The sequence below is a fragment of the Rhizobium sp. NLR22b genome (assembly GCF_019685295.1).
In the GTDB taxonomy this organism is placed as follows: Bacteria; Pseudomonadota; Alphaproteobacteria; order Rhizobiales; family Rhizobiaceae; genus Rhizobium.
Genome location: NZ_JABDWM010000024.1, coordinates 41,573 through 68,006, shown reverse-complemented (window position 1 = coordinate 68,006; position 26,434 = coordinate 41,573). Strand labels below are relative to the sequence as shown.

At 61.8% G+C, this 26,434-nt stretch carries 24 protein-coding genes and 3 pseudogenes; 16 read left to right on the top strand and 11 right to left on the bottom strand.

Annotated features, from left to right (window positions below):
* The 5 genes and pseudogenes from HJC00_RS28730 to HJC00_RS33080 all read left to right on the top strand — a co-directional run.
* Positions 1 to 127 (top strand): annotated as a pseudogene (locus HJC00_RS28730) (S-(hydroxymethyl)glutathione dehydrogenase); the annotation flags it as partial.
* A gap of 2 nt (positions 128 to 129) precedes the next feature.
* Positions 130 to 966 (top strand): S-formylglutathione hydrolase, encoded by an 837-nt coding sequence (gene fghA, locus HJC00_RS28725; protein WP_221165012.1) that lies wholly within the window; start codon positions 130 to 132, stop codon positions 964 to 966.
* A gap of 55 nt (positions 967 to 1,021) precedes the next feature.
* The gene (gene gfa, locus HJC00_RS28720) at positions 1,022 to 1,594 is read left to right on the top strand and encodes an S-(hydroxymethyl)glutathione synthase (protein ID WP_221165011.1); all 573 of its coding nucleotides are present in this window, start codon (positions 1,022 to 1,024) and stop codon (positions 1,592 to 1,594) included.
* Positions 1,595 to 2,038: 444 nt separating this feature from the next.
* A complete protein-coding gene (locus tag HJC00_RS28710) occupies positions 2,039 to 3,052 on the top strand; it encodes a GlxA family transcriptional regulator (protein ID WP_221147421.1) in 1,014 nt (337 codons plus the stop codon).
* Positions 3,053 to 3,183: 131 nt separating this feature from the next.
* Positions 3,184 to 3,284: pseudogene (locus HJC00_RS33080) on the top strand (LysR family transcriptional regulator); the annotation flags it as partial.
* A gap of 136 nt (positions 3,285 to 3,420) precedes the next feature.
* Here the strand turns inward: HJC00_RS33080 and HJC00_RS28700 are convergent.
* Together HJC00_RS28700 and HJC00_RS28695 are read right to left on the bottom strand one after the other, a co-directional pair.
* A pseudogene (locus HJC00_RS28700) lies at positions 3,421 to 5,063 on the bottom strand (acyltransferase).
* A gap of 301 nt (positions 5,064 to 5,364) precedes the next feature.
* On the bottom strand, positions 5,365 to 5,859 hold the full coding sequence (locus tag HJC00_RS28695) for an Lrp/AsnC family transcriptional regulator (RefSeq protein WP_210631735.1): 495 nt from the start codon (positions 5,857 to 5,859) through the stop codon (positions 5,365 to 5,367).
* Between the two features lie 172 nt (positions 5,860 to 6,031).
* On the opposite strand from HJC00_RS28695, the gene HJC00_RS28690 reads away from it, so the two are divergent.
* Together HJC00_RS28690 and putA are read left to right on the top strand one after the other, a co-directional pair.
* Positions 6,032 to 6,238, top strand: coding sequence for a hypothetical protein (locus tag HJC00_RS28690; RefSeq protein ID WP_221147342.1), 207 nt, complete (start codon positions 6,032 to 6,034; stop codon positions 6,236 to 6,238).
* A 27-nt stretch (positions 6,239 to 6,265) separates the two neighbouring features.
* Positions 6,266 to 9,973, top strand: coding sequence for a trifunctional transcriptional regulator/proline dehydrogenase/L-glutamate gamma-semialdehyde dehydrogenase (gene putA / locus HJC00_RS28685; RefSeq protein WP_221165010.1), 3,708 nt, complete (start codon positions 6,266 to 6,268; stop codon positions 9,971 to 9,973).
* A 167-nt stretch (positions 9,974 to 10,140) separates the two neighbouring features.
* Here the strand turns inward: putA and HJC00_RS28680 are convergent, their stop codons facing one another.
* The gene (locus HJC00_RS28680) at positions 10,141 to 10,992 is read right to left on the bottom strand and encodes a sugar phosphate isomerase/epimerase (RefSeq protein WP_210631738.1); all 852 of its coding nucleotides are present in this window, start codon (positions 10,990 to 10,992) and stop codon (positions 10,141 to 10,143) included.
* Here HJC00_RS28680 and HJC00_RS28675 point away from each other — a divergent pair.
* The 5 genes from HJC00_RS28675 (at position 10,979) to HJC00_RS28655 (ending at position 15,139) form a co-directional block, all read left to right on the top strand.
* Positions 10,979 to 11,176, top strand: coding sequence for a hypothetical protein (locus HJC00_RS28675; protein WP_221165009.1), 198 nt, complete (start codon positions 10,979 to 10,981; stop codon positions 11,174 to 11,176). The two genes, HJC00_RS28680 and HJC00_RS28675, sit on opposite strands and share 14 nt — an antisense overlap.
* Positions 11,177 to 11,333: 157 nt before the next feature.
* A complete protein-coding gene (locus HJC00_RS28670; RefSeq protein WP_221165008.1) occupies positions 11,334 to 12,221 on the top strand; it encodes a sugar phosphate isomerase/epimerase in 888 nt (295 codons plus the stop codon).
* A gap of 57 nt (positions 12,222 to 12,278) precedes the next feature.
* Positions 12,279 to 13,448, top strand: a complete 1,170-nt coding sequence (locus HJC00_RS28665; RefSeq protein WP_210631740.1) for a mandelate racemase/muconate lactonizing enzyme family protein — start codon at positions 12,279 to 12,281, stop codon at positions 13,446 to 13,448.
* Between the two features lie 2 nt (positions 13,449 to 13,450).
* Positions 13,451 to 14,143, top strand: coding sequence for a FadR/GntR family transcriptional regulator (locus HJC00_RS28660; RefSeq protein ID WP_210631741.1), 693 nt, complete (start codon positions 13,451 to 13,453; stop codon positions 14,141 to 14,143).
* 21 nt (positions 14,144 to 14,164) lie between these two features.
* Positions 14,165 to 15,139 carry an NAD(P)-dependent oxidoreductase gene (locus tag HJC00_RS28655; RefSeq protein WP_221155939.1) on the top strand — a complete coding sequence of 325 codons (975 nt, stop codon included), beginning with the start codon at positions 14,165 to 14,167 and terminating at the stop codon, positions 15,137 to 15,139.
* Positions 15,140 to 15,205: 66 nt separating this feature from the next.
* Here the strand turns inward: HJC00_RS28655 and HJC00_RS28650 are convergent, their stop codons facing one another.
* The 7 genes from HJC00_RS28650 to HJC00_RS28620 all read right to left on the bottom strand — a co-directional run bounded on the left by HJC00_RS28650 (position 15,206) and on the right by HJC00_RS28620 (position 21,912).
* Positions 15,206 to 16,282, bottom strand: a complete 1,077-nt coding sequence (locus HJC00_RS28650; protein ID WP_210631743.1) for an ABC transporter ATP-binding protein — start codon at positions 16,280 to 16,282, stop codon at positions 15,206 to 15,208.
* On the bottom strand, positions 16,282 to 17,391 hold the full coding sequence (locus tag HJC00_RS28645) for an ABC transporter ATP-binding protein (RefSeq protein WP_210631744.1): 1,110 nt from the start codon (positions 17,389 to 17,391) through the stop codon (positions 16,282 to 16,284). The genes HJC00_RS28650 and HJC00_RS28645 overlap by 1 nt, the downstream gene beginning before the upstream one ends.
* The gene (locus HJC00_RS28640) at positions 17,388 to 17,591 is read right to left on the bottom strand and encodes a hypothetical protein (RefSeq protein WP_210631745.1); all 204 of its coding nucleotides are present in this window, start codon (positions 17,589 to 17,591) and stop codon (positions 17,388 to 17,390) included. Before HJC00_RS28640 ends, HJC00_RS28645 begins: the two co-directional genes overlap by 4 nt.
* Positions 17,588 to 18,547, bottom strand: a complete 960-nt coding sequence (locus tag HJC00_RS28635) for a carbohydrate ABC transporter permease (RefSeq protein ID WP_003572879.1) — start codon at positions 18,545 to 18,547, stop codon at positions 17,588 to 17,590. Before HJC00_RS28635 ends, HJC00_RS28640 begins: the two co-directional genes overlap by 4 nt.
* Before the next feature lies 1 nt (position 18,548).
* Positions 18,549 to 19,439: a carbohydrate ABC transporter permease gene (locus tag HJC00_RS28630; RefSeq protein ID WP_405047677.1), complete on the bottom strand. Its 891-nt coding sequence runs from the start codon at positions 19,437 to 19,439 to the stop codon at positions 18,549 to 18,551.
* A gap of 171 nt (positions 19,440 to 19,610) precedes the next feature.
* Entirely contained in the window at positions 19,611 to 20,921 is a 1,311-nt protein-coding gene (locus HJC00_RS28625; RefSeq protein WP_210631747.1) for an ABC transporter substrate-binding protein, read from the bottom strand.
* A gap of 352 nt (positions 20,922 to 21,273) precedes the next feature.
* On the bottom strand, positions 21,274 to 21,912 hold the full coding sequence (locus tag HJC00_RS28620) for a TetR/AcrR family transcriptional regulator (protein ID WP_210631748.1): 639 nt from the start codon (positions 21,910 to 21,912) through the stop codon (positions 21,274 to 21,276).
* A gap of 98 nt (positions 21,913 to 22,010) precedes the next feature.
* On the opposite strand from HJC00_RS28620, the gene HJC00_RS28615 reads away from it, so the two are divergent.
* The 4 genes from HJC00_RS28615 to HJC00_RS28600 are packed head-to-tail and all read left to right on the top strand — an operon-like array spanning position 22,011 to position 25,723.
* Positions 22,011 to 23,207, top strand: a complete 1,197-nt coding sequence (locus tag HJC00_RS28615) for a Tm-1-like ATP-binding domain-containing protein (protein WP_221147347.1) — start codon at positions 22,011 to 22,013, stop codon at positions 23,205 to 23,207.
* 12 nt (positions 23,208 to 23,219) lie between these two features.
* Complete coding sequence (locus HJC00_RS28610) at positions 23,220 to 24,062, top strand: phosphoenolpyruvate hydrolase family protein (RefSeq protein WP_210631750.1); 843 nt, start codon at positions 23,220 to 23,222, stop codon at positions 24,060 to 24,062.
* Between the two features lie 25 nt (positions 24,063 to 24,087).
* Positions 24,088 to 24,501, top strand: a complete 414-nt coding sequence (locus HJC00_RS28605; RefSeq protein ID WP_210631751.1) for a cupin domain-containing protein — start codon at positions 24,088 to 24,090, stop codon at positions 24,499 to 24,501.
* A 31-nt stretch (positions 24,502 to 24,532) separates the two neighbouring features.
* Positions 24,533 to 25,723 (top strand): Xaa-Pro peptidase family protein, encoded by a 1,191-nt coding sequence (locus HJC00_RS28600; RefSeq protein WP_221165007.1) that lies wholly within the window; start codon positions 24,533 to 24,535, stop codon positions 25,721 to 25,723.
* 68 nt (positions 25,724 to 25,791) lie between these two features.
* Here the strand turns inward: HJC00_RS28600 and HJC00_RS28595 are convergent, their stop codons facing one another.
* The gene (locus tag HJC00_RS28595) at positions 25,792 to 26,385 is read right to left on the bottom strand and encodes a DJ-1/PfpI family protein (RefSeq protein WP_221147348.1); all 594 of its coding nucleotides are present in this window, start codon (positions 26,383 to 26,385) and stop codon (positions 25,792 to 25,794) included.
* Positions 26,386 to 26,434 lie beyond the last annotated feature (49 nt).

The window sequence follows — 26,434 nt, the reverse complement described above, 5'->3', positions numbered from 1 at the left end:
CTGGTACATGCAGGGCAAGATCCAGATCGATCCGATGATCACCCACACGATGCCGCTCGAAGACATCAACAAGGGCTTCGACTTGATGCACAAGGGCGAAAGCATCCGCGGCGTGGTGGTGTACTGAGAATGAAGACGATATCGGCTGATAAGTCTCACGGCGGCACACAGGGCGTCTATGTCGAACGTTCCGAGGCCTGCGATTGCGACATGACCTTCGCGGTGTTCCTGCCGCCGCAGGCGGCCGAGGGCAAGCTGCCGGTCCTATGGTATCTGTCCGGCCTGACATGCACGCATGCCAACGTCATGGACAAGGGCGAGTATCGGCGGCTTGCCGCCGAACTCGGTCTCGTCATTGTCTGCCCGGATACCAGCCCCCGCGGTGACCACGTTCCCGATGAGGCCGACAACTGGCAGTTCGGCAAGGGTGCGGGCTTTTATGTCGACGCCACCCAGCCGCCCTATTCGGCGAATTATCGCATGTACAGCTATATCGTCGACGAGCTGCCGCGGCTCCTTGCTGCGGAATTTCCGGTCGACATGGAGCGCCAGGGGATCTTCGGTCACTCGATGGGCGGACATGGCGCGATCACGATCGCGCTCAAGAACCCCGACCGTTTCCGCAGCTGCTCGGCCTTCGCGCCGATCAGCCATCCTTCGGTTTCCGGCTGGTCGAGACCGGCCTTCCGAAAATATCTCGGTGCCGATGAAAAGACCTGGCGGGCCTATGACGCCTGCTCGCTGATCGAGGACGGGCATCGGATCCCCGAACTGCTCGTCGACCAGGGAACGGCGGATAGCTTCCTGGAGGACGGTTTGCGCCCCGCCGAACTCAGGCAAGCCTGCGAGGCGGCTGATATCGACCTCAGGCTTCGCATGCAGGAAGGCTACGGCCATTCCTACTTCTTCATTTCCACATTCATGGAGGACCATCTGCGCTGGCACGCGCAGAGGCTGGCAAAGTAGTTGCAGAGCTCGGCCGGGCATAATGCAAACGGCCAGGGAGGGAAGGAGAAAAGCGATGACCAGCATAGCCATACATCCCGCAGTGGATTCAGGCTTTCGAGCGACTGACGCTGATTTCGCAGGCGGAACGCTCGTGTGCAACTGCGCGAGCAACCCGGTCAAGGTGAGGATCAAGGGTGACATCGCCCACAACCACGTCTGCGGCTGCACCAAGTGCTGGAAGCCGAAAGGCGCCGTCTTCTCGGTTGTGGCTGTAGCGCCGACCGAAAGCGTCGAGGTGCTGGAAAACGGCGACAAGCTCGCAGTCGTCGATTCCGCAGCCTTGATCCAGCGGCATGCCTGCAAGGAATGTGGCGTGCATATGTACGGGCCGGTCGAGCGCGAACATCCTTTCCAGGGACTGTCCTTCGTCCACCCGGAGCGCTTCCAGGAGGGCGGCTGGGCAAGGCCGACTTTTGCGGCGTTCGTATCGTCGATCATCGAAAGCGGCTTCGATCCTTCGAAGATGGACGCCGTTAGGGCGCAGCTGAAAGCGTTGGGCCTCGAGCCCTATGATTGTCTCTCGCCCGGCCTGATGGACTATATCGCAACTTGGACCGCCAAGAAGAGCGGCGTCCTGGCTGCCTGAACCTTCCGGGGAGCGCTGGCGTGCCGGCGCTCCCCGATCGAGTTCGGCATCTATTGATCGAGGGCGGCTCTCAATTCGCGGCTTACGGCTCCGGCAATTCGCCTCGACGTCGGCCACAAGCAGTGACCCCGCGATAGTATCAATCGCCGCGGCGGGACCATTGATGTCCCTCGGCCCAGTTCGAGGCATTCGGAATGACATCGGCAAAATGTCTGAATATCTGGGGAGAAATGATCTACGGCGCGATCAGGATGATCGATATCGCGGCTTCGATCAATGCGTCGATCGCTTCGTGGTATTGATTATCGTGATGAACTCTTGGTTCACTTGCGGAGGCTGGGCGCGCGTCATCGGCCACAACACCATTTGTGTTGACGATCGGCACCCGCTGGCGCACGGTTTTCAGATTAGATGAGCGCATTCAGAAACGGTGATGAGATGAATATCCGACCTGGGCAGCATCGGCAGGCAGACGGCGCTGCGAAACCCGCCGCCCGTCTCAAGGTTGGGTTTGTCTTGTCGCGGTCGTTCACGTTGTCCGCCTTTGCGCTGTTCGTGGATACGCTGCGGCTTGCCAGCGACGAGCAGGACCGTTCCGGACGGGTGCTTGCCGACTGGCAGGTGATCGGCAGCACGCGGCACCTGATCACTTCGAGCTGCGGCGTCCAGGTCGCTCCGACGTCGGACTTCGTCGATCCCACGCGCTTCGACTATATCGCCGTCGTCGGCGGCCTTCTGAGCGTGGAGAACCCCGTCGATCAGCAGACCATCACCTTCCTCAAGCAGGCGGATGCCAAGAAGGTGCCGCTGATCGGCGTGTGCACCGGTACCTTCATCCTTGCCGCGGCGGGCCTGATGAAGCGGCATGAATCCTGCGTCAGCTGGCTGCATTATAAGGAGTTCCGCGAGCGGTTCCCCGACCTCAGCGTTCGCTCCGACCGGCTCTTCAATCTCGATCGCCAGCGTGGGTCCTGCGCGGGCGGCAGCAGCAGTGCCGATATGGCAGCGCTGCTGGTCAGGAAATACATCAGCCGCGATGCCGAACGGAATGCGCTTGAAGTGCTGCAGATCGAGAAGGCCCGCGCTCCGGCCGACATTCAGCCCAGGCGTCCGCTCTACGACGATTATGACGACGCCCGCGTCAAGGCGGCGATGATTACCATGGAGCAGTTCGTCGATGGCAGCATGCCGATCGAGAAGCTTGCCGCCATGGTCGGGCTATCCAGGCGGCAGCTGGAGAGGATCTTCATCGAGAAGACCGGAATGTCTCCCGCCAAGGCCTATAATCGAGTCCGCATGGAACGGGCAAAATCGATCCTTGCCCAGTCGAAGGCGCCGCTGATCGAGATCGCGCTCGATGTCGGCTTCGAAAACGCATCGCAATTCACGAGGACGTTCAAGCGCACATTCGGGCAGACACCCTCGCAGCATCGCGCGGCGGCTTTGAGAGCGCACTGAACACGAGACCGTTTCAGATATCCTCCCAGGGAAGCTGTCCAGCCGCTCCGCGCCCTTCGTCGTGACCCTGGGTTTCCAGATTGATGCTCCCGGAGCCGGCTCGTCGATCAGGCTTTCGACATTGAGCATGCGTCACCCAGGCAAGCGTCAGCCGGCAGGTCGCTGCCCTCGAGGAGGAGCTCGGCCAGCCGCTGGTCCTGCGTATCACCGGGCGATCGAGCCGACGGCTGCCTGATCGGCACTTTCCCGAGGACGGAGCCCTGGTGTGCTTCGAGACAAACGAGCTTGCCGCGGAAGATCGCTACAAAGTGATCGTGCGGTCGAGGCCAGGTGCAGCAATGCCCGCAAACTCGCCGCCGCCTGGTTGATTACAGGCCGAGCCCGGGCGTTGCCGTCCGGTGTACGCCCTTGGGAATGAAGGCGAAACGATCCGCAAGGCCGAGGAAATCAGCCGACAGGTGGATGACCGAAAGCCACATCTCCGTTCCCTGCAGGCTCGGCTCGGTACCATCGGCGAACGGGAATCCCTCGCCGTCCCGCCATCTGTCCAGCGCCCTTGCAATGAGATCACGGGCAATCGCCTCACCATCTGCCCGCCGATAATCGGTCTGTCGGGCAATCAGCAGCAGGGGATGGATCGTGTCGAGCAGGTTGCAGGCATTATGCTTCGCGCCGACGAAGCCCTTGTGGTTGCGGTAGTTGAGGTGAACCGTTTCGAGGGCGGCGTGGGGGTGCGGAATCGGAATGCCGAACTGGGCGTAAGTGCCGCGTGTCAGGCGATAAAAACCGTTCACCGGCTGGAGCCATCCCTCCAGCGCCGTCGGCTCGCCCCATAGGCCGGAGACGCTGTTGGCATTGCGGTTCAGCCACTCGAACAGCGGTTGGCGCGATTGCCGGAGGCCGAAATACCGGGCGTTGAAATACATGGCCGTGCCGATCGCGTCGACCGCGCTGCCGGCGTGCCATGCCCTTGCCAGGGCAGCGCGCTCAGCCATTCGCCCAGCTCTCCGGCATCGAGATCGACCGCCCCGACAGGATGCCGCGGATTCGAGCCGAGCAGTTCAAGCGCGTAGCCGACCGAAAGAACATTGTAGAGCGCTTTCGGATCATCCCTCAGCGACGTTCCGTGCACGCCCGTACGGTCTTCAGGAAAAAGGCCTGTGTCGCGATCCTGGAGGCCTTGTAGCCGCTCGATTGTCTCGGACGGATCGAGGCCGGGCGGCAGCTGGCCGAAACCGGCTGCGATCTCGATCGCATCACAGAGATGCCGGATCGCCGGCCTTTTGACGCCATCCGCCTCGAGCGATTCATAGGAAACCTCGGTTTTCCAGCGCGCAAGAATCTCCGGCCATTGCTCCTTCGCCTTCTGTCCGAGCCTGACCAACTGGTCTTCAATGTTTCTCGCTGTGGATTTCGGGGGCGCGCTGCCCCGACGCCGCAGCACCCGCGCAGGGACGCCGCCGGCGATCGCCATGGGGGGAATATCCCCCGTAACGACTGCCCCGGCGGCAATGACGGCGCCTTTGCCGATTGTGACGCCGTCGAGGATCACGCAATTGGCGCCGATCCAGACGTCGTCACCGATGGCGATGCCGAGGCTGATGACGCCCTGGCGGTGTATGGGGCGATCAGGATCGTCGAAGCCATGATTGAAGCCGACGATCGATGCATGCGAGGCAATGCGGACCCCATTGCCGCACGTCACCTTTCCGGAAACGCAGGCATAGGGATTGACGGAACAATCGTCGCCGAGGATGACATCGCCGCGCACGAGAGCGTGCCCCGCAATCCACGACCGCTCGCCCATCGTCAGGCTTTCGGTGAAGATCGCGGCGTTCTCCGCGACATAGGAGGTCTCTGCCAGTTCCGCGCCGCAGGACCGCCTGAGCGCGGCTTTGCGGGCGAGGTGAGTGGGATGGTCGAGGTCCGACGCGATGCGTTCCCAGGGGAGATATCGCAGCCGGCGTGGTTCGTTCTCTTCGCTCGCCGATACTTGCGGGCTGTGATCCATCGTGCTCCTCATTCTCAGATTCCGCCGTCGGCTGTTCGTCTGCCTTGGCGGTCTTGCCTGACTACATCAGATGGCGTGCTTTGTGTGAAAGCAAGACCGTCGAAGGCGCGTTCTGGGGAGGTCAGCGCGTCGCCCAGGCATAAGGGGAGGGTGTATCACGGGCGTCGTTCTGCAGCACGAATGAGGTGGTCAGCAGCGCCAGGCCGATCGTTGCCGATGAAACCAAGCGCACGCGGCAGGAAACCGAGACACGGCTGCGCGGCCCGCGAGGCAACTGCCCCAACGGCTTAGACGTTCATGATCACGAAAGACTCGAACCGAATTTGTCCCAGCCTTCCTTGATCGTTTCCATCGCGACATTTGTCGAAGTGTTGGCAACATGCGGCAGGGTCGAGATGCGTTCGCCCAGGACGCGGCGGTAGCGGCCGATATCGCGGGTGCGGATCTTCAGGAGATAGTCGAACCGGCCGGCGATCATGTGGCACTCTTCGACCTCCCTGATCTTCTTGATGGCCTCGTTGAAGCTTTTGAGCGCAGCCTCGCGGGTGTCGGAAAGTTTCACCTCGACGAAGGCAATATGGTCGAGCTGCATTTTCGCGGGGTTGAGGACGGCTTTGAAGCCTTCGATATAGCCGTCGTTGATCAGCCGCTTGAAGCGGATCTGGCAAGGCGTCTTCGAAAGCCCGACGCGCGCCGCGAGATCGGTGATCGACAACCTGCCATCCTCGGCCAGCGCCGCGAGGATCTTTCTGTCGAACTGGTCCAAATCACTATATGTGTCGGTTTCTGTGGCCATATGAACTCTTGGCGATCGGTTTATAAGTTCATACAGCTTGAAAATGGCTAAAATCAAGTGAGATCGCGATTTGCGGCTGTGATAGATTATGCGTCGGCAAATGGGAGGACGGCGTGAGCGTCTGGCGCATTGCCGGGATCGGCAGCGGTGCCGCACCACAGGGGGATCATGGATGCACGGGAAACAAATCGATGACGATCAGAAGCCGGACTTGCTCGTCCACTACAGGCCGGTGGCGATAAGAGCGGTTGCGGCCGCATTCACCCTCAAGCGCGACAAGCCGGAGGCGCGCCCGCTTCGCGAGACGGAATATTCCGGTCCGGCTTTTCTGGATGATGCACTCTGGGATGACGAGCCAGGTGTTCCATTTATCCGCTAAACAGATTTTGATTGAACAGGGACTCCCATGTTGAACGCAGCGATCGACCCCGCCTCCTCCATTGATCCCGCTGAGGGCGCGCCATTCGCCGCCTTCGCGCCGCCGATCCGGCCGCAATCCGAGCTTCGCCAGGCAATCACGGCCGCCTATCGCCGCCCGGAAACCGAATGCCTGCCGCCGCTCGTTGCCGCCGCACGCGTTTCCGAGGCGAAGCGTTATGATATCCGCAACACGGCCCGCACTCTGATCGAGGCGCTGCGTGCCAAGCACAAGGGCACCGGCGTCGAAGGGCTGGTTCAGGAATATTCGCTTTCCAGCCAGGAAGGCGTGGCGCTCATGTGCCTTGCCGAAGCACTGCTGCGCATTCCCGATACGGACACCCGCGATGCGCTGATCCGCGACAAGATCGCCGAGGGCAACTGGACCTCGCATATCGGCGGCGGCAAATCCATGTTCGTCAACGCCGCCACCTGGGGTCTCGTCGTCACCGGCAAGCTCACCTCGACGGTCAACGACCGCAGCCTGTCGGCGGCGCTGACGCGGCTGATCGCGCGCGCCGGCGAGCCGGTGATCCGTCGTGGCGTCGATATGGCGATGCGCATGATGGGCGAGCAGTTCGTCACCGGCGAAACCATTGAGGAGGCGCTGAAGCGCGCCCGGCCGCTGGAGGCCCGGGGTTTCCGCTATTCCTACGACATGCTGGGCGAGGCGGCGACGACCGCCGCCGACGCCGAGCGTTATTTCAAGGATTACGAGAAGGCGATTCATGCCATTGGCAAGGCAGCGGATGGGCGCGGCATTTATGACGGCCCCGGGATTTCGATCAAGCTTTCGGCCCTGCATCCTCGCTATGTGAGAGCGCAAGCCGGCCGGGTGATGGGCGAGTTGCTGCCGAAGGTCAAGGCGCTCGCCGCTCTCGCCAAGTCCTATGATATCGGCCTCAATATCGATGCCGAGGAAGCCGACCGGCTGGAGCTTTCGCTCGATCTTGTCGAAGAACTCTGCTTTGCTCCGGAGCTTGCCGGATGGAACGGGCTCGGCTTCGTCGTGCAGGCCTATGGCAAGCGCTGCCCCTTCGTGCTCGATTACATCATCGATCTCGCCCGCCGCTCCGGGCGCCGGATGATGGTCCGGCTCGTCAAGGGCGCCTATTGGGATGCGGAGATCAAGCGCGCTCAGCTGGATGGTCTCGACGATTTTCCGGTCTATACCCGCAAGATCTATACGGACGTCGCCTACATCGCCTGCGCGCGCAAGCTGCTTGCCGCCGCCGATGCCATCTTCCCGCAATTCGCCACCCACAATGCGCAGACGCTCGCCACGATCTATCATCTGGCAGGGCCCGACTTCGCAGTCGGCAAATACGAGTTCCAGTGCCTGCACGGCATGGGCGAACCGCTCTATGACGAGGTGGTCGGCAAGGATAAGCTCGACCGGCCCTGCCGCATCTATGCCCCCGTCGGGACGCATGAGACGCTGCTAGCCTATCTCGTCCGCCGCCTGCTCGAAAACGGCGCCAACTCCTCTTTCGTGCATCGCATTTCCGATCCCAATGTTTCGGTCGAGGCGCTGATCGCCGATCCGGCCGAGACCGTCGCGGCCATGCCCGTCGTCGGCGCCCCGCATGTGCAGATTGCCGCGCCCCAGGCGCTTTACGGCAGCGCCCGGACCAATTCGAGCGGCCTCGATCTCTCGAGCGAAGCCACGCTTTCGGATCTGGCGGAGACGCTGGCTTCCACGGCTGCGATGCCCTGGCATGCGGTTCCGATTCTCGCCGATGGCTCCACGGATGGCGTGACGCGCGATGTCCCCAATCCTGCCGATCACAGCGATGTCGTCGGCACGGTGACCGAGCTGAAGGTCGAGGAAGCCGCCCGCGTTGTTGCGATGGCAGCCGAGTATGCGCCGCAATGGGCGGCCGTGCCGCCGGCAGAGCGTGCCGCATGTCTCGATCGGGCCGCCGACATTATGCAGGCCCGTATCAAGGTGCTGATGGGCATCGTCATGCGCGAAGCCGGCAAATCCGCCGCCAACGCCGTCGGCGAAGTGCGCGAGGCGGTCGATTTCCTGCGCTATTATGCTGATCAGGCGCGCAAGACCCTCGGGCCGTCGCATCTGCCGCTCGGCCCGATCGTCTGCATCAGCCCGTGGAACTTCCCGCTGGCGATTTTCACCGGCCAGGTTGCCGCAGCCCTCGTCGCCGGCAATCCCGTGTTGGCGAAACCTGCCGGTGTGACGCCGATCATCGCTTCGGAGAGCGTCAAGATTCTCCACGAGGCCGGTGTGCCCGTCGGCGCCCTGCAATTCGTGCCCGGCAGCGGCCGCCTTGGCGCCGGCATGGTCGGGGCTCGGGAAACGGCAGGTGTCATGTTTACCGGCTCGACCGAAGTTGCCCGCATGATCCAGGCGCAGCTCGCCGAGCGCCTGTCAGCGACCGGCAAGCCGATCCCGCTGATTGCCGAAACCGGCGGCCAGAACGGCATGATCGTCGATTCGTCCGCCCTGGCCGAACAGGTCGTGGCCGACGTCGTGACATCGGCTTTCGACAGCGCCGGCCAGCGCTGCTCGGCGTTGCGCGTCCTCTGCCTGCAGGACGACGTCGCCGACCGGACGCTCGCTATGCTGAAGGGGGCTTTTCGTGAATTGACCATCGGCCGCACCGATCGCCTGAGTATCGATGTCGGGCCTGTCATCAACGACGGCGCGAAGGCGGAGATCGACCAGCATATCGAAGCGATGCGGGCCGCCGGCCGCAAGGTGGAGCAGCTGCCGCTGCCGCAAAGCGCAGCAAAAGGCACCTTCGTTCCACCGACGATCATCGAGATCAAGTCGCTGTCTGACCTGACGAGGGAGATCTTCGGTCCGGTCCTGCATGTCGTCCGCTTCAAGCGAAACGGCCTCGATCGGCTGATCGACGACATCAACGCCTCGGGTTACGGCCTGACATTCGGCCTTCACACCCGGCTTGACGAAACGATCGCCCATGTGACGAGCCGCATCAAGGCCGGCAACCTCTACGTCAACCGCAACATCATCGGCGCTGTCGTCGGCGTGCAGCCTTTCGGCGGCCGTGGCCTGTCGGGAACCGGTCCGAAGGCCGGCGGCCCGCTCTATATCGGCCGGCTGGTGCAGCGCGCCCCGGTGCCGCCGCAGCAGGATTCCGTTCATACCGACCTCGCCCTTCGCGATTACATCGTCTGGCTCGACAAGAAGGGCCTGACGGTCGAAGGGGAAGCGGCGCGCGGCTATGCGAGCCGATCGGCGCTCGGGCTCGAACGTGAGCTCACCGGCCCTGTCGGCGAGCGCAATCTCTATGCGCTCCATCCGCGCGGCCGTATCCTGCTCGTGCCGCAGACCGAAACCGGACTGCACCGCCAGATCGCCGCGGCCCTTTCCACCGGTAACCACGTCGTCATCGACGCGGGTTCGATATCGAAGCCTGTCCTGGCGGACCTTCCGGCAGCTGTGGCCGGGCGTCTTTCCTGGACATCGGATTGGGAAAAGGACGGGCCTTTCTCCGGTGCGCTCGTCGAAGGGGACCGCGACAGGGTTCTTGCCGTCAACCGGAAGATCGCCGCGCTGCCCGGCCCGCTTCTGCTGGTCCAGGCCGCGACAAGCGAGGAATTGGCGAGCGATCCCGAAGCCTACTGCCTCAACTGGCTGCTGGAAGAAGTGTCGACTTCGATCAACACAGCGGCGGCCGGCGGCAATGCGAGCCTGATGGCCATCGGCTGAGGCACGAGACGGACGCGCTGAAAACGCACCTCTTGCCGGCAAGGGTGAGAAACCGGCGGTCTGCGTGAGCAGCGCGCTCCCCGCATTCCTTCTGGCAGCTCGGCCGTATCCGCCGTCTGCCGTGCTGTGCAGCCCTGCCGACACCGAAACCTTTGGTCGGTTGGCGGTTATGCCGCCGCCTCCCATCCGTCGCGGATATGACGGTACCCTTCACGATAAACCGATTCCGGTGTCTCGAAAAAGTCGCGCCAGACCTTCGTTGCGGCGGCGAGCTCCTTGAGCGCCCGACCAAAGGCTTCGATTGTCAGCCATCCGTCGTAGCCACTCGCGCGCAGTGCCCTGAACGTCTCCGCCCAGGGAATGTTGCCACGCCCTGGAACGCCGCGGTCGTTCTCCGAAATGTGGACATGCACGATGCGGTCACTGTTGCGCGTAAAAGCGCCGACAGGATCGGTTTCTTCGATATTGCTGTGAAACGTGTCGTACATGGCACGGATATTCGGATGTCCGACCGCGTCGATATGGGCCGCAAGGTCGTCCATCGTGTTGAACAGGTAACATTCGAAACGGTTCAGCGCCTCAAGTCCTATCGTAACGCCGTGCTTTGCTGCATGATCGCCAATCGCCAATTGCGAGGAAACCGAGCGCTTGAGTTCCGCCGCGCTTGGCCCGCTTCCGGAAAATTTGCCGAGCGTCGAATGCAGCGGCCCGCTCAGCATAGTCGCGCCAAGCGCATTGCTGCAGTCGATTGCCCATTTCACGTAGTCAATGCCGCGTCTGCGGGTTGCCGCGTCGGAAGCGATCAGGTTCATCCGGAGGTCGCCCATGGCGGAAACGGCGGTCCGTTCCAGACCGATCCGGTCGAGCAACGCCGCCAGCCGTCGGTAGTCGTCGGGTTTACCCGAAAAGATCGGGATCTCGACGCCATCAAAACCCGTCTCCTTGATATCGCGTAACAGTGCCTCGTGTTTTGGGCCGACAGCTGTCGTCCAGAGGAACATGCACATGCCGATCTTCATCTCTCCCCCTTGGCACTTCGCCACTGCGTTGCGGCGTCCGCGCTTATCACTTCCCAAATCTGGTCATACCAAAATGGCGGCTCTGGTCAAGCCGCTGCGCTCACCACTGGGAGCGGGGATTCCGCGCATGAGCGGGAAATACAGCGACAAACAACCGAATACGCCGACTTTCACGACATTTTGAGGCCGTCTTGCGGACGCTCGGGAATTGGGTTAGAGCTTTCAGATAACAAAAATTGGCCAAACCAGATGGCCGCCGGTAATGAGATTGGCCATCATAAGGTGACGTTTCGATGCCAAGCTGCTGTCGAGCTTGGCCGCAACAGTCTAGGAGGAACCTCATGCATCTTTCTACGCACAACTGGATGCGGGCTGAACCGCTCGCCGTCACGCTGAAACGCATCAAAAAATATGGCTACGAGAGTATCGAGATATCCGGCGAGCCGGCACAGTACGACGTGAAGGAGACGCGTGCGCTGCTGAAAGAGCATGGCATCCGCTGCTGGGGCGCTGTTACCCTGACGCTCGGCGAGCGAAATCTTGCCGCCAGGGATGAGGGCCAGCGCGCCCGGTCCGTGGACTATGTCAAGAGCGTCATCACCATGGTCAGCGAACTCGAGGGCGAGATCCTCACGCTCGTACCGGCAACAGTCGGCAAGGTGGTGCCGGATGGGACCGAGGAGGAAGAGTGGACATGGGTGGTGGACGCCACCAGGGAGTGTTTTGCTCACGCTCAAAAGAGGGGGGTGCGGATTGCCGTCGAGCCGCTCAACCGTTTCGAGACCTATTTCTTCAACCGTGCCGCCCAAGCGCTGGCGCTCGCCGATGCCGTCAGCCCTGAATGCGGAGTCTGCCTGGATGCCTTCCACCTGAACATCGAAGAGGAAGACATCTATGAGGCGATCCGGCTCGCCGGGAAACGCCTGTTCGACTTCCACGTCGCCGATAATAATCGTTTCGCCGCCGGCCTCGGCCACCTCGACTGGCCGAAGATCATCGGCACGCTCAAGGAGATCGGTTACGACGGCGCCGTCACCAACGAATTCGTCGCTCCGGTTGATCGAACGCCGGCCACCAAATATCCGGACATGGTCGAGCGCAACCCCGTCGACATCCCCCCGGAACAGCTGAAATTTATCCGGGACCACGGCTCGAGCCTGCTCACCGAGAAATTCTACGACGATCAGATGCGGATCACCGCCGAGACGATCCTGCCGCTGATCAAGTAACGAATGGAAGATATCTCCCGCGGCCCACCGCGGGCCTTGAGGAGCGGGGGCAGAGACATGCGTATCAAAAGCGTCGAGGCCTGGTGGGTCAAGATTCCCATCGAGGCGAGCCGTCAGCACCGCAGCGACTTCGGCCGCCTGATGACCTTCGACAGTGCGATCCTGCGTATCGAGACGAACGACGGCATTGTGGGCTGGGGGGAAGGTAAGAATGCCGCGGGCAGTGCCGGCAGCTATGGCACGCTGGTGCACATGATCAATCACGAGGTAGGGCCCAAGCTCATCGGCCGCGATCCTGGCGACATCTTCACCATATGGGAAATGCTCTACAACGGTGTACGCCACGAGACGGCGGCGAGTTCGGGTCACGCCATGCCCGAGATCGCGCGGCGCGGCCTTTCGGTCGCTGCGATCAGTGCGGTCGACATAGCGCTCTGGGACATCCTCGGCAAGTCGCTCGGCGTCCCAGTCTGGAAGCTGCTGGGTGGCCGCAAGGCGGACCGCTTGCCTGCCTATGCCTCGGGCGGTTGGGAGAGCACGGACCGGATCGGCGAGCAGCTCCGGTCCTATATCGCGGCAGGCGGTTTCAAGTCAGTCAAGATGCGCGTCGGCGCGATGGACGGTGCGCCGCATGTCTCGGCAGCGCGCGTGCGTGCCGCTCGCAAAGCTGTCGGCCCCGACGTCGATCTAATGGTCGATGCGCATGGCACATATACTGTTGGCGAAGCGAAGCGCTTTATCCAGATGGTTGCGGACTGCGACCTCGCCTGGTTCGAGGAGCCTGTCATAGCCGATGACAAGCCGGGCATGGCGGAGGTGCGCGCGGCCGGGAACGTGCCGATCGCTGCCGGCGAGAGCGAGGCGACGCGTTTCGCCTTCCGAGATCTTGCGATGCTCCGGGCCGCAGACATATTCCAGCCCGATCCGGCTTTCTGCGGTGGCATTACGGAAGCGATGCGCATCAGTTCGCTCGCCAGCGCCTTCAACCTCCGTTTCGCACCGCATCTTTGGGCTGGGGCGCCCTGCTTCTTTTCCGGTCTGCACGTGTGCGCGGCCTCTCCGGCAAGCTTCGTCATCGAATATTCCCTCGGCGCAAATCCGATGATCCACGATCTTGTCGAGGACGCTGTGTCTGTAAAGGACGGTATGATAGAGATCCCGGACCGACCTGGCCTGGGCTTCACGATCAATCAGAGGGTCCTGGAGACTCACGCGCAAAGACAGTGACGATGAAAGAAAACTCCCTCCTCTCCGATCTCGCAGCTTATCTTTTCTCAAACTCGAGCGACACCGGCCGCACGCCATCGGAGCGCGAGCTTGCAGAACATTTCACCGTCAGCCGGGGCCAAATTCGCGAGGCATTGGCGATCCTGGAGGCAATGCGCATCGTAGAGCGTCGAGCCAAGTCGGGCATCTATTTGACGACCACGGAGGCGAGCGTGGAGGCAATGGCGCTTTTTGCCCGCGCCGGCGTTCCCCTTGACCCCATTCTGATCTACGAGACCGTGGAGCTTCGCAAGATCCATGAGATCAAGGCCGCGGAACTCGCCTGCGGCCGGGCGACGGAGGAGAATTACAAGCGCTTGCGCGATATACTCGCTGCGTCCGAGGCGAAGCTTGCCGCGGGCGAGGGGCTGGCGCGCGAAGACCGGGATTTCCATCTGGAGATCGTTCGAGCCACCAAGAACAGCGTCTTCTATCGGGTGTGCAGCGTCTACTACGTCATGGGCGAACACCGGCTTCCTATCTATTTTGCCGATGCCGCCCGAAGCCGGCGCTCGCATGAGGAGCATATCCGCATTTACGAAGCGCTGCTTGCCCGAGACGGCAATCTCGCCCAGGCGCTGATGAGCGCGCATCTTCAAGGTGCGGAAAGCTATTGGAAGGGTCTTATCGGCGGTCCAGCGACGGCGGCCGGATAGGCGTAACCGGCGGGGAGGCCGATGAGCTTCATCTTTTCCACACATCCCCTGCACCCCGCGGCCAAGGCCGTGCTTGAGGGGGCGGGTGATCTGCGCGTAGCTTCCGCGCCCGATCCGGAAACCTTGCTGCGAGAAGGACGCGGCGCGGGTATTGTCGTCGTGCGCGCGCCGATCCCGCCGGCCTTCTTCGAGGATGCGCCAGCGCTTCGCGCGGCGATCCGCCATGGTGCGGGCCTCGACATGGTTCCAATGGAGGCGGCGACCCGCGCCGGCGTGCTTGTCGCAAACGTCCCCGCTGTCAATGCGTCGACTGTCGCCGAGCACGTATTCTTGGTGACATTGGCCCTGCTGAGACGCTTCCGCCAAATGGACCGGGAACTGCGTCAGGACGGCTGGGCGGCGGGCCGCGCCGAGTCGGATGCGGCCGTCGACCTCGGCGGCCGCACTATGGGCATCGTCGGTATGGGCAATGTCGGCAAGGCGATCTTCAAGATCGCGAAGTTCGGCTTTGGCCTGGAGGTGGTCGCAACGAGCCGGTCGCCGGAAAGCGTGCCTGCGGGCGCGCGCTTCCTGGCGATCGATGAGCTTGTTGAGCGGGCCGACATCGTCGTGCTCTGCTGCCCGTTGACGCCGGAGACGACTGGCTTGCTCAATGCCGGGCGCATCGGTCGGCTGAAGCCAGGAGCAATCCTGATCAACGTGTCACGCGGTCCCGTCATCGATGATGCGGCGCTGATCCAGGCGCTAGGCGATGGCCGAATTCGCGGAGCAGCGCTTGATGTCTTTGCAACGCAGCCATTGCCGCTCGACCATCCCTATTTCGGCTTCGCCAACGTCATCGTCACTCCGCATCTGGCTGGTCTGACGGAAGAGAGCATGATGCGCATGGGGACAGGTGCGGCCAGCGAAGCGCTGCGCGTCATCAGAGGCGACTTGCCCGTCAATTTGCGCAATCCCGAAGTGGTAGAACACTACCGCCGGCGCTTTCCGGCATAGGCCGTCCGACCGGGAACGTTGGTTGCCTGCCGCGCCACCGAGACCATTTGTATTGGGTGGATCAGGTCAGCCTGCGTGCCGCAGGCTGACCCCGCTTCCGGCGTCAAACAGGACGACCTTCTCCGGATTCCACGAAAAGCGAACCGTATCCTCGATCCGCAGCGCCGTTTGCGTCGGCACGGTCGCGTGGATAAACTTCTCGCCGGTGCGCAGTGTCACGATCTTTTCGACGCCATGGTTTTCCACGTCGTGCACCCGTGCTTCCCCCGGCGCGCCACTGTCGAGGAAGATGTCCTCCGGGCGAATGCCGAAGGTGAGCGGGCGGCCGTCCGTCGCAATTGCGTGGTCGCTGCCCAACGGCAGCCGATAGCCCTCGCTGGCCACCGCCTCGCTGCCGGCGAGCGTGCCGTTGATCAGGTTCATCGGCGGTGAACCAACGGCGCGCGCGACGAAGGTGTTGACCGGATTCCGGTAGATCTCCTGCGGTGTCCCGGTCTGCACCAGTTGACCGTTGTTCAGGACGCCGATCTTGTCGCCCATCGACATGGCCTCGATCTGGTCATGAGTGACGAAGAGGAAGGTCGCGCCGAGGTTCATCTGCAGGTTCTTCAACTCCGTGCGGAGTGCTTCGCGAAGCTTCGCGTCGAGCGCCGAAAGCGGCTCGTCCATCAGGAACACGCGCGGCTTGCGCACGATGGCACGGCCGATAGATACGCGCTGCATCTCGCCTCCCGACAGCCGGTCCGTCTTGCGGTCGAGCAGATGCTCGATGCGCAGGGTCTTCGCAACCCGAGCGACGCGTTCCTTGATTTCCTCTGGCTCAATGCGGCGGATGCGGGATTTTAATGGAAATTCCAGGTTCTCTCGGACCGTGTAGCGCGGGTAAAGCGAGTACTGCTGGAGCACCAGGGCCACGTCCCGCTCGGCGGCGCCCCAGTCGGCGACGTCGTGCCCGTCGATGTAGATCTGGCCTGCGGTGGGCTTTTCGAGCCCGGCGATCAGGCGAAGCGTCGTTGTCTTGCCGGCGCCGGTCTGCCCGAGCAGCACGAAGAACTCGCCGTCAGCGATGTCGATGTTCAGGTTTTTCAGTGCCGTGTGGCTGCCGAAAGTCTTGGTAATGCCCTTAAGTTCGATATGCGCCATCAGAGTCTGATCCCGAGCGATGAACCGGTTGCCGTATTGAAGAAATGAGCCTGGGCGGGGTCGATGCGTGCCCAGACGGCTTCGCCTGGACCGGGTACGAAACCGCTTTTGGTTCGCGCCCTGATCATTTGCTGGCCGACCTTCAGGTCAACGATATCGTGTGAGCCGAGCGGCTCGATAATATGCGCCTCGACCGGCACGAAGCCCTCACGTGCTTCCCGTGAAACGATCACGCCCTCGGGCCGAACCCCGAGTGTTAGCTGGCCGTTCGCGGCCTTCGCGTCAGAGAGACGGTTGGCCAGTGCGGCGGGGAACTCAAAGCCCGTTACGCCGTCGCCAACCTGCACGCGCGTATGGTCGCCCGTTTCGCTGACGGTTGCCGGCGCCATGTTCATCACCGGGCTTCCGACAAACTGCGCGACAAACATGTTGGCGGGTTGACCGTAAACCTCTTCCGGCGTGCCGATCTGCTGGAGGATGCCCTCGTGCATGATGACGATGCGGTCGGCGAGCGACATGGCCTCCACCTGGTCATGCGTCACGTAGATCGTGGTTGAACCTTGCTTGATGTGCAGACGCTTGATTTCCGCCCGCATCTCCTCTCTCAGCTTCGCGTCCAGCGCACCGATCGGCTCGTCCATCAGCATGGCCTTCGGCCGTCGCACCAGAGCGCGGCCGATTGCGACACGTTGCATGTCTCCTCCTGACAGTGCCGAAGGCTTGCGGGCCAGCAACTCGGTGATGCGCAGAACCGCGGCGATTTCCCGGACCGCCTTATCGACATCGGCGCGGCTCATCCGGGTGGCGCGGAGCGGGAAGGCGATGTTTTCGTAGACCGTCATGTGCGGATAGAGCGAAAAGGATTGAAACACCATCGCGATGTCCCGGCCGGATGCCTTGATATGTTGCACCGGCTTGCCGTCGATTAGGATGTCGCCTTCGTCGATCGTCTCCAGGCCGGCGACGGCGCGCAATGTCGTCGTCTTCCCGCAGCCCGATTGTCCGAGCAGCACGATGAACTCGTTATCGGCAATGGCGAGATTAAGGTCTTTGATGACCTGGACGGCACCGAAATATTTCTGAATGGCGCGAAGCTCGATCTGCGTCATGACTGGCTGCCTTCGTCTGATTGCGCGTCCCGGGGGATTTTGGTCGCCACCATGAAGGCGATCAGTCCGACCAGCGTCATCGTCATGCCGTAGCGGTGCAGGAACAGGTTCCAAGGCTGGCAGAGCGCGATAATGCCCAAGATCATCAGATACTGCGAACCGGGTTCGAGATATTTCTGGTTGAAGGCGCGCAAGGTCATTTGCGGATCGCTCCGAAGCTCATGCCGCGCAGGAGATGGTTCCTGAGCAGGAACGTGAAGATCGCGACCGGTAGCAGGAACAGGAACGTACCGGCCGCAATGACCGTCCAATCCGGCAGGCCGGAGCCGACCTGGCTCGGAATGAAGGGTGGAGCGGTTTGCGCGCGCCGGTTCGTCATGATCAGCGCAAACGCATATTCGTTCCAGGCCGTTATGAAGCAGAAGACGGCGGTCGCAGCGATGCCGGTGGCCGCTTCGGGGATGACGATCTTGAAAAACGCCTCCATCCGCGTGTAGCCATCGACGAGCGCGGCCTCCTCGTATTCCTTTGGGATCTCGTCGATGAAACCCTTCATCAGCCAGACGGAGAAGGAAAGATTGAAGGCGGTGTAGAGGATGATCAGCCCCCAATGCGTGTCGTTGAGGCCGACGGCGCGGTACATCAGGAACATCGGGATCGCCACGACGACGGGCGGCAGCATGCGCGTCGACAGGATGAAGAAGAGAAGGTCGGCCTCCCCTTTCACTCTGAAGCGCGAGAAGCCATAGGCGGTGAAGGTTCCCATGCCGACTGCCAGCACCGTGGACGTGATCGCGACGATCAGCGAGTTCATGAAGCGGTTCGGATAGCCGGATGGCTGCACCTCGCCGCGGCCGGAACGGACGATTTTCTCACCACCGTCGAACACCATCCGCTCCCACCAGGGGGCGGCGGCATATTCTTCGGGGGTCGGCACGCCACGCAGCTGCGAGCGCTTGGTGAAGAGCTTCACGAAAGGCGAGAGCTCCGGCTCGAAGAGCACTGTCGGTGGTATGGTGGTGGCGAGGTTGCGGGGCTTGAAGGCCGTCGAGGTGATCCAGTAGATCGGCGCCAGGAAGATCAGCGTAATGACAAGTACGGCGGCGATTGCCACCCGGTTCAGCGCGCGTTCGGAGCGGGTTTGAACGGCGGCCATCTCAGCGTTCCTTCACTTTGTTGAGGTACTTGACGTAGATATTGGTGATGGCGAGGATCATGATGAGAACGATGTAGGCGAGTGCGCAGGAGCGCCCGGTCTGCCACTCCTGGAAGGCCATTTTATAGAGCCGGATGGAGATCACCTCAGTCGTCGGCTGGCTGGTCAGGATGTAGGCGAGGTCGAAGGTCTTGAAGGCTTCCATCGTACGGAAGATGATTGCGATCATCAGGATCGGCGCCACAAGCGGCAGCGTGATGCGGAAGAAGGTATAGAACGGTCCTGCCCGGTCGATCGCCGCTGCCTCGTAGAGATGCTTTGGCACGGCCGAAAGGCCGGCGAGCGACAGCAGCATCACGAAGGGCGACCACATCCAGATGTCAGTGATGGCAACCGCATAAAGCGCCACATCCGGATTCGACAGCCACTCGAAGGAGCCGAGACCGAGCGTGTAGTTTATGATGCCAAACGAGGGATCGTAGAGCAGCTTCCAGAACAGACCGACCACTGCCATCGATAGCATCATCGGCAGTAGCAGCAGTGTCGTCAGGAGACCCTTCAGCGGAATATCGCGGTTGAGCAACATGGCCGTGCCGAAGCCGACGATCACCTGTCCCGTAACAGAGACGATCACATATTTTGCGGTGATGGCGAAATTCGACCAGATGAACGGGTCGTTCAGCAGTTCGCGGTAGTTCTGCAGGCCGACGAAGTTGGCTGGTGCGTTCGACGAGGCGCGAAAGTCGGTGAAGGAATAGCCGAGCGAATAGATCAGCGGAAAGATGTTGAAGACGATCAGAAACAGGATCGTCGGGATGATGAACAGATTGCGAATGTGAATGTCGCTCATGCCGCGGGATGCGGCACGCGATTTCGTGTCCAGCGATATCATGACTGCGGTGGCCAATCCTCTCCTCCTCCGAGAGTTCGGCGCCTGATGCCGGAAGGCATCACGATGCGCGAAGTGAATGCCGGGCGCCGCGCCCTCTCGAACCGCGCCCCTGGGCGCGAGATGCAGAATGAAACTGGAGGGGCGGCCAGGCCCCTCCGCTGATCGCGTCTGCTATTTGTTGCGTCCGTATTTCTTGAACGTCGCATTCCAGTCCGCTGCCAGAGCGTCGAGCGCTTCCTTCGCCGTGCCTTGGCCGGCCGTGACGAAGGGGTAAATGCGTTGGTTCGCCTGGATCAGCAGCTCGGCGTATTCAGGCGTTGCCCAGAAGTCCTTGACCTTGAACATGGTCTCGTAGAAGGCCTTGTTATAGGGCGTCGCGTTCTGAAATTCCGGGGATTCGAGCACCTTGGCGCTTGCCGTGTAGCCACCGAGTTCAGCCCAGCGCTTCTGGGTCTCGTCCTTGATGAACCATTCGAGGAATTTCATCGCCTCTTCCTGGTTCTTTGAGTAGGAGATGACCGATATGCCTTGTCCGCCGAGTGCTGCGAACTGCTCGCCATTCGGGCCTGCCGGATTGGCAAAGAATCCGGTAACCTTGGCATTCGGGTTCGAGGCCTCATTCACTAGAGCCGGGAAGAAGGCGAAATAATTCATGCTCATCGCGGCCAAGTTTTCGGTGATCGCCTGGTTGTTCTCGACGAAGAAGGACTTGGCCCAGCCTGGAGGCGTAAAGCCGTAGAGCTCGCGATAAAGTTCGAGCGCTTTGACGTTCTTCTCCGAGTTGATGATGCCGTCGACCTTGTAGTTCTGGTAATCGCCGAGTTCGCCTCCAAACGAGAAGATCGCGTTTTCGACCCCCATGACGAGCCCGTCGTAAGAATTGTCGGTGTAGATGGCGATGCCGTAGCGCTTCTGGTCTGGACGGTGGAAGAACTCGGCGATGTCGCGCATCTGGGCCCAGGTCTTTGGCGGGGCGAGATCGTAGCCGTATTTCGCCTTGAATGCCTCCATCTCCTTGGGGTCTTCGAACCAGTCCTTGCGGTAGGACCAGCCGACGGCGTCACCCTCTGCAGGAATTGACCAGTACTTCTTCGAGTTTGCCGGATACTCGGAGTAGTATTTCACCGTTGCCGGAGCCATCACCTGAGTCAGATTGTGCTTGGTGAAAAAATCGGTCAGATCGACGTAATGTCCTGCTTCCGACGCCGCCCCGATCCACTGGCTGTCGCCGACGACCAGGTCATAGGCTGAGCCCTTTGCATTGAATTCGGTGAAGGCCTTGGTCTGAAAGTCGGCCCATGGGGTGGTCTCGACAGTGACCTTGACGCCCGTTTCAGCCTCGTATTCGTTTGCAAGTTCCTGAAGGTAATTTGCCGGGTCCCACTCGGCCCAGAAAATCGTCAGTTCCTGGGCCTGTGCGGACGTTCCGCAGGCCCACATCAATCCGACACCGGCAACGAGACCGGTCATAGTTTTGCGCATAACGTTTCCTCCCATTTATGCACCTTCCCGCGTCGTCGCGGGCCTCCCGATCCGGCTTCTTGATCCTTCTGGGTTGATTTCGTGCTTGAGTCCTCCCCGACCCCAGCGCGTTTCAGATCTCAAGCCTGAATATTATTCCAATGATCTGGTAGTACCAAACTCCATTACCGTCAAGAGCGACCCACGGAGAGCTTTCATCTTCGGTTCTTCTTCCAGACTTCTGGATATATTCCCGTAGCCGCGGCTTACCTAAGCAGTCTTGTCGGGCGGCCTCAAATTCCTTGTCGCAAATCCCGGCCATGATGTAGGACATGTTACTTCATCTGGTCGAACCAGTTGGCGGGCTGCGATGTCATGCACTACCCTCCGCCTGCCGTAGTGCGCTGTCGACGAGCGCCTTGGCGGCCCACTCGGCAACAGATTGCGCGCCTTCGGAGGTCAGGCCCCAGATATCCTTCAACACGATCAGCACCTCGACGCCGAAGACAAGCGAAAGCGCCTGCGCAAGGCGCTCCCGGGACTCCGCTGGCACGCTGCCCTGCAGGGGCGCCGTCACGCACTTCAGCAGGTCGACACGGTGGCCGCGCTTGAATAGCGGTTCGTTGCCGAGCGTGCCCGCCTGGCGCTGCGCCCACTGGTCCAGCGAAAGTTTCAGCGCCGCCTTGAAGGTGGCCTCGAACTCGTCGATCCGCGGCATCGCGGTCGCCAAAAGGTCGGCAACGCGGGTGCGTGCATCCGGACTGTCGGACGACCAGCCGAGTATTGGTCCCAGAGCCTCATCCACCACGGCATGCACGAGCGCGGCCTGGCTCGGAAAGTAACGGTAGGCGGTCGCCCGCGAGACTTCAGCAGCCTCGGCCACTTCGCTGACCGAGGGCGTAATGCCGGACTGCATGAGCCGCGTTGCTGTTTCGAGCATCAGTTTTCGCGTGCGGGCACGCGGGCCTCGCTCGGTCCTGGCTGTTTCATTCTGTTGACGTGAGACATCCATATCTTTATGATACGCGCGTCTCACAAATTTGCAAGGGCCATCGCTTGCTCCGAACGTGGGATATGCTGGGAGGAAACCCGCCCGGTTGCGGAGGGGAAATGAAGCAGATCTACGTGGTTGGCACGGCTGACACGAAGGGCGAGGAGCTTGATTATCTCGCCGCTTGCATCGAGGCGTCGGGCGGGGCGGTTACCCGCGTCGACGTCGGCATCCGTGAGCCTCGGACCACCGTCGACGTGGCGGCTGACACGGTTGCCGCTTGCCATCCCGAGGGTGCTGGAGCCGTCCTTTCCTGCGAAGACCGCGGAAGGGCGGTCGAAGCGATGGGCATTGCCTTCGCGCGCTTCCTGGTGGCGCGCCAGGACATCGCCGGCATCATCGGTATCGGCGGAGGCGGGGGCACCTCGATTATTACTGCGGGCATGCGCCAATTGCGGCTCGGCCTGCCAAAGATCATGGTATCGACGCTCGTCTCCGGCAATGTTGCTCCCTATGTCGATGTTTCCGACATCGTGATGATGCCTTCGGTCACGGACATGGCTGGCCTGAACCGGCTTAGCCGGGTCATCCTTCACAACGCTGCCCAGGCGATTACGGCGATGTCCAGCCGGCCGGCTGAGGTGACGGCATCGAAGCCGGCGCTCGGGCTCACCATGTTCGGCGTGACCACACCTGCCGTATCCGCCATGGTCGAGCGCCTCCGGCCGGACTATGACTGCCTGGTATTCCACGCGACCGGAACGGGCGGGCGCGCGATGGAGAAGCTTGCCGACAGCGGCCTGATCTCAGGCGTGCTCGACATCACGACCACCGAGGTCTGCGACCTGCTTTTCGGGGGTGTTTTGCCGGCCACCTCCGACCGTTTCGACGCGATTGCCCACACGGGTCTGCCCTATGTCGGCTCGGTCGGCGCGCTTGATATGGTGAACTTCTGGGCGCCGGATACCGTCCCCGAACGCTATGCCGGCCGGCTGTTCTACCGCCACAATCCAAACGTCACCTTGATGCGCACGACCTCGGCAGAATGCGCTGAGATCGGCCGCTGGATCGGCGACAAGCTCAATCTTTGCCACGGCCCCGTGCGCTTCCTCATTCCCGAGAAGGGTGTCTCGGCCCTCGACATTGAAGGCGGTGCGTTCTTCGACCCAGAAGCCGACGCCGCGCTTTTTGCCGCGCTCGAGGCGACGGTGAAGCCGACGGCGTCGCGACGTATTGTTCGATTGCCGCTCCATATCAACGATCCGGATTTCGCAGAAGCCGCCGTCGCCGCCTTTCGTGACATTGCCAAACCGTGAGAGACAAAATCGATGCCAGCCATACCCCGCAAGACCATCCTCGAAAAATTTCACGGCATGATCGCAGCCGGCGTGCCGATCGTCGGCGGTGGTGCCGGCACCGGCATCTCCGCCAAGGCCGAGGAGGCAGGCGGCATCGACCTCATCATTATCTACAATTCCGGGCGCTACCGCATGGCGGGGCGCGGCTCGGCGGCAGGACTGCTGGCCTACGGCAACGCCAACGAGATCGTGAAGGAGATGGCGCTCGAAGTGTTGCCGGTCGTGAAAAAGACGCCGGTGCTCGCCGGCGTCAATGGCACGGACCCCTTCGTGCTGATGCCGCGCTTCCTTGCCGAGCTGAAGGCGATGGGCTTTTCAGGTGTGCAGAACTTCCCCACGATTGGCCTCTTCGACGGCAGGATGCGGCAGAGTTTCGAGGAGACGGGTATGAGCTACAATCTGGAGGTCGAGATGATAGCCACCGCCCATGGGCTCGATCTGCTGACCACGCCCTATGTTTTCAACGAGAGCGAGGCTATCGCCATGACCGGCGCCGGCGCCGATATTGTCGTGGCGCATATGGGGGTGACGACCGGCGGCACGATCGGCGCCACATCCGGCAAGTCGCTCGATGACTGCATCGACGAGATCACCGCGATCGCCAAGGCGGCGCGGTCGGTGCGCGACGACGTCATCGTGCTCTGTCACGGTGGTCCCATCTCCATGCCGGAGGATGCGCGTTACGTTCTCGAGCGTTGTGCTGGCTGCCATGGTTTTTACGGCGCAAGCTCGATGGAGCGACTGCCGGCCGAGGCGGCAATCCGCAAGCAGACGGAAGATTTCAAGGCGCTCGCTGTCGGCGCGGTCGTCTGAGGAAGGTCATGGAGGAGGCCGTTTCATGGTAAAGGACAACTACTTTGTCTATCCGCAGGATGTAAGCGCCTTCGGTTTCGACTGGGGCAAGCTGTCGCTGACCGTGGCGCCCGAAGTCAATGGCGCCAGTCGTTTTTCCGGCGGGGTAGTCGAACTGCCAAGCGGCGAGGGCCACTCACGTCACAATCATCCGGGTGCAGAGGAAATCATCTTCGTAATATCCGGCGAGGGCGAGCAGATGGTCGAGGACGAGAACGCAAATCCGGTGACGCGCAAGGTCGCCAGCGGCTGCACGATCTATATTCCCGAAAGTCGCTTTCATTCGACGAAGAACACCGGTGGCGGGCCGATGCTCCTGTTCGTCGTCTACTCACCGGCGGGGCCGGAGCTTGCGCTTCGCGATTTGCCGGACTTCCGCCTGCTGCCGCAGGACATCTGAGGCGGGCATCCATTTTGTGGGAGGAAAGACAATGAACGACAATGCAGGGCAGACAGGGCAGGCCGCCGTGGCGCCGTTCGATACGGCCAAGCTCGACCGCCTCATGGAGGAGGCCGGTATCGACGTCCTGATCGCCACTTCCAAACACAACACGCAATATCTGCTGGGCGGATACAAGTTCATCTTCTTCGCAGCCATGGATGCGATCGGGCATAGCCGGTACCTGCCGATGGTGATCTATGAGAAAGGTGCGCCCGATCACTCCGCCTATGTGGGGAACCGCATGGAGGGCGCAGAGCATCAGAACAATCCATTCTGGACGTCCGCAGTGCATACGGCGAGCTGGGGCACCCAGGATGCGGCCGGGCTCGCTGTCGAGCACCTGAAGAAAATCGGCAAGGCCGGCGGACGCATCGGTGTCGAGCCTGCCTTTCTGCCTTCCGACGCCCGTGATCTTCTTGCCTCTCGGCTGGATAGTGCGCGGTTTGTCGATGCCACACATGTGTTGGAGCGGCTGAGGGCGGTTAAGACGCCAGATGAACTGGCAAAGCTCAAACGCGCCTCCGAACTGATTACCGACTCGATGCTGGCGACAATCGCCGCCGCCCGCGCCGGCTCGACGAAACTGGAGATCATCGAGCAGCTGCGCAGGGAGGAAACCAACCGGGGACTGCACTTCGAATATTGCCTGCTCACGCTCGGCGCCAGCCACAATCGCGCGGGCTCGCCGCAGGCCTGGGCTGAGGGCGAGGTCCTGTCGATTGATTCCGGCGGCAACTATCACGGATACATCGGCGACCTCTGCCGCATGGGTGTGCTCGGCGAGCCGGATGCGGAGCTGGAGGATCTTCTGGCTGAAGTCGAAAGCATACAGCAGGCGGCCTTCGCCAAGGTCAGGGCAGGGGTTGTGGGCAGTGAAATGATCGCGGCGGCGGAAGCCGAGCTCAAGGCCTCGCCATCGGCGGGCTTCACCGACTTCTTCTGCCATGGCATGGGCCTCATCACGCACGAAGCGCCGTTCCTCATGACGAACCACCCCGTCGCCTATGAGGGCATCGATGCCGACAAGCCGCTGGAAGCCGGCAGTGTGATCTCGGTCGAGACGACGATGCTTCATCCGAAGCGCGGTTTCATCAAGCTGGAGGATACGCTCGCGATCACCGACGGGGGCTATGAAATGTTCGGCGAACGTGGCCGTGGCTGGAACCGCGGCGGAGTGTGACTGGAGGCCGGCACAATCAGATGCCCGGCAGACTTCACTACCGGGCATTTTGTCCGGGCGCCGTGGTCTCAGGTGTGGCGGATCTCCGTTCCCAGCACCTTCAGGCATTCGCGCATGAAGGCGGCGAGCGCCGTCCAACCCTTGGCCGAGACCATCGTCCCATCGACATAGGCTTCAGTGGGCGAGAGGTCGATGTAGGTTCCGCCCGCCAGCGTGACCTCAGGTTCGCAGGCCCCGAGCGCACCCACCTTCTTGCCGCGAACGACACCGTCGACTGCGATCAGGATCTGGACCCCGTGGCAGATGGTGAAAATCGGCTTCCGCTGCTCGTGGAAGTGACGCACCATTGCCTGCACCCGTTTGTCGGTGCGGATATATTCGGGCCCGCGCCCGCCGGCGCAGTAAACGGCATGATACTGATCGAGCTGGTCTTCCGCTTCGGAAAACGTCTTGTTGATGGTGACATTGTGCCCGAGTTTCTCGGTGTAGGTCTGATCTCCCTCGAAATCGTGCAGCGACGTCCTGAGAATATCGCCCGCCCTCTTGTCCGGGCACACCACGTGCACCGTGTGCCCGACCGCCTCCATCGCCTGCTGGAAGACGAAGATTTCGTACTCCTCGGTGAAATCGCCAGTGAGCATCAGGATTTTCTTGCCTGCCATGGGTTCTCCTCCTCGTTGTCACAGGCACGCTCTTGCCTGCGGGGTTGAA

Bases quoted from the DNA above. Each gene is read 5' to 3' on its own strand.
- fghA (WP_221165012.1), top strand. From the start codon at position 130: ATGAAGACGATATCGGCTGATAAGTCTCACGGCGGCACACAGGGCGTC.
- gfa (WP_221165011.1), top strand. From the start codon at position 1,022: ATGACCAGCATAGCCATACATCCCGCAGTGGATTCAGGCTTTCGAGCG.
- HJC00_RS28695 (WP_210631735.1), bottom strand. From the start codon at position 5,859: ATGGCCACAGAAACCGACACATATAGTGATTTGGACCAGTTCGACAGA.
- HJC00_RS28690 (WP_221147342.1), top strand. From the start codon at position 6,032: ATGCACGGGAAACAAATCGATGACGATCAGAAGCCGGACTTGCTCGTC.
- putA (WP_221165010.1), top strand. From the start codon at position 6,266: ATGTTGAACGCAGCGATCGACCCCGCCTCCTCCATTGATCCCGCTGAG.
- HJC00_RS28675 (WP_221165009.1), top strand. From the start codon at position 10,979: ATGCCGATCTTCATCTCTCCCCCTTGGCACTTCGCCACTGCGTTGCGG.
- HJC00_RS28680 (WP_210631738.1), bottom strand. From the start codon at position 10,992: ATGAAGATCGGCATGTGCATGTTCCTCTGGACGACAGCTGTCGGCCCA.
- HJC00_RS28670 (WP_221165008.1), top strand. From the start codon at position 11,334: ATGCATCTTTCTACGCACAACTGGATGCGGGCTGAACCGCTCGCCGTC.
- HJC00_RS28665 (WP_210631740.1), top strand. From the start codon at position 12,279: ATGCGTATCAAAAGCGTCGAGGCCTGGTGGGTCAAGATTCCCATCGAG.
- HJC00_RS28660 (WP_210631741.1), top strand. From the start codon at position 13,451: ATGAAAGAAAACTCCCTCCTCTCCGATCTCGCAGCTTATCTTTTCTCA.
- HJC00_RS28655 (WP_221155939.1), top strand. From the start codon at position 14,165: ATGAGCTTCATCTTTTCCACACATCCCCTGCACCCCGCGGCCAAGGCC.
- HJC00_RS28650 (WP_210631743.1), bottom strand. From the start codon at position 16,282: ATGGCGCATATCGAACTTAAGGGCATTACCAAGACTTTCGGCAGCCAC.
- HJC00_RS28645 (WP_210631744.1), bottom strand. From the start codon at position 17,391: ATGACGCAGATCGAGCTTCGCGCCATTCAGAAATATTTCGGTGCCGTC.
- HJC00_RS28640 (WP_210631745.1), bottom strand. From the start codon at position 17,591: ATGACCTTGCGCGCCTTCAACCAGAAATATCTCGAACCCGGTTCGCAG.
- HJC00_RS28635 (WP_003572879.1), bottom strand. From the start codon at position 18,547: ATGGCCGCCGTTCAAACCCGCTCCGAACGCGCGCTGAACCGGGTGGCA.
- HJC00_RS28630 (WP_405047677.1), bottom strand. From the start codon at position 19,439: ATGATATCGCTGGACACGAAATCGCGTGCCGCATCCCGCGGCATGAGC.
- HJC00_RS28625 (WP_210631747.1), bottom strand. From the start codon at position 20,921: ATGCGCAAAACTATGACCGGTCTCGTTGCCGGTGTCGGATTGATGTGG.
- HJC00_RS28620 (WP_210631748.1), bottom strand. From the start codon at position 21,912: ATGGATGTCTCACGTCAACAGAATGAAACAGCCAGGACCGAGCGAGGC.
- HJC00_RS28615 (WP_221147347.1), top strand. From the start codon at position 22,011: ATGAAGCAGATCTACGTGGTTGGCACGGCTGACACGAAGGGCGAGGAG.
- HJC00_RS28610 (WP_210631750.1), top strand. From the start codon at position 23,220: ATGCCAGCCATACCCCGCAAGACCATCCTCGAAAAATTTCACGGCATG.
- HJC00_RS28605 (WP_210631751.1), top strand. From the start codon at position 24,088: ATGGTAAAGGACAACTACTTTGTCTATCCGCAGGATGTAAGCGCCTTC.
- HJC00_RS28600 (WP_221165007.1), top strand. From the start codon at position 24,533: ATGAACGACAATGCAGGGCAGACAGGGCAGGCCGCCGTGGCGCCGTTC.
- HJC00_RS28595 (WP_221147348.1), bottom strand. From the start codon at position 26,385: ATGGCAGGCAAGAAAATCCTGATGCTCACTGGCGATTTCACCGAGGAG.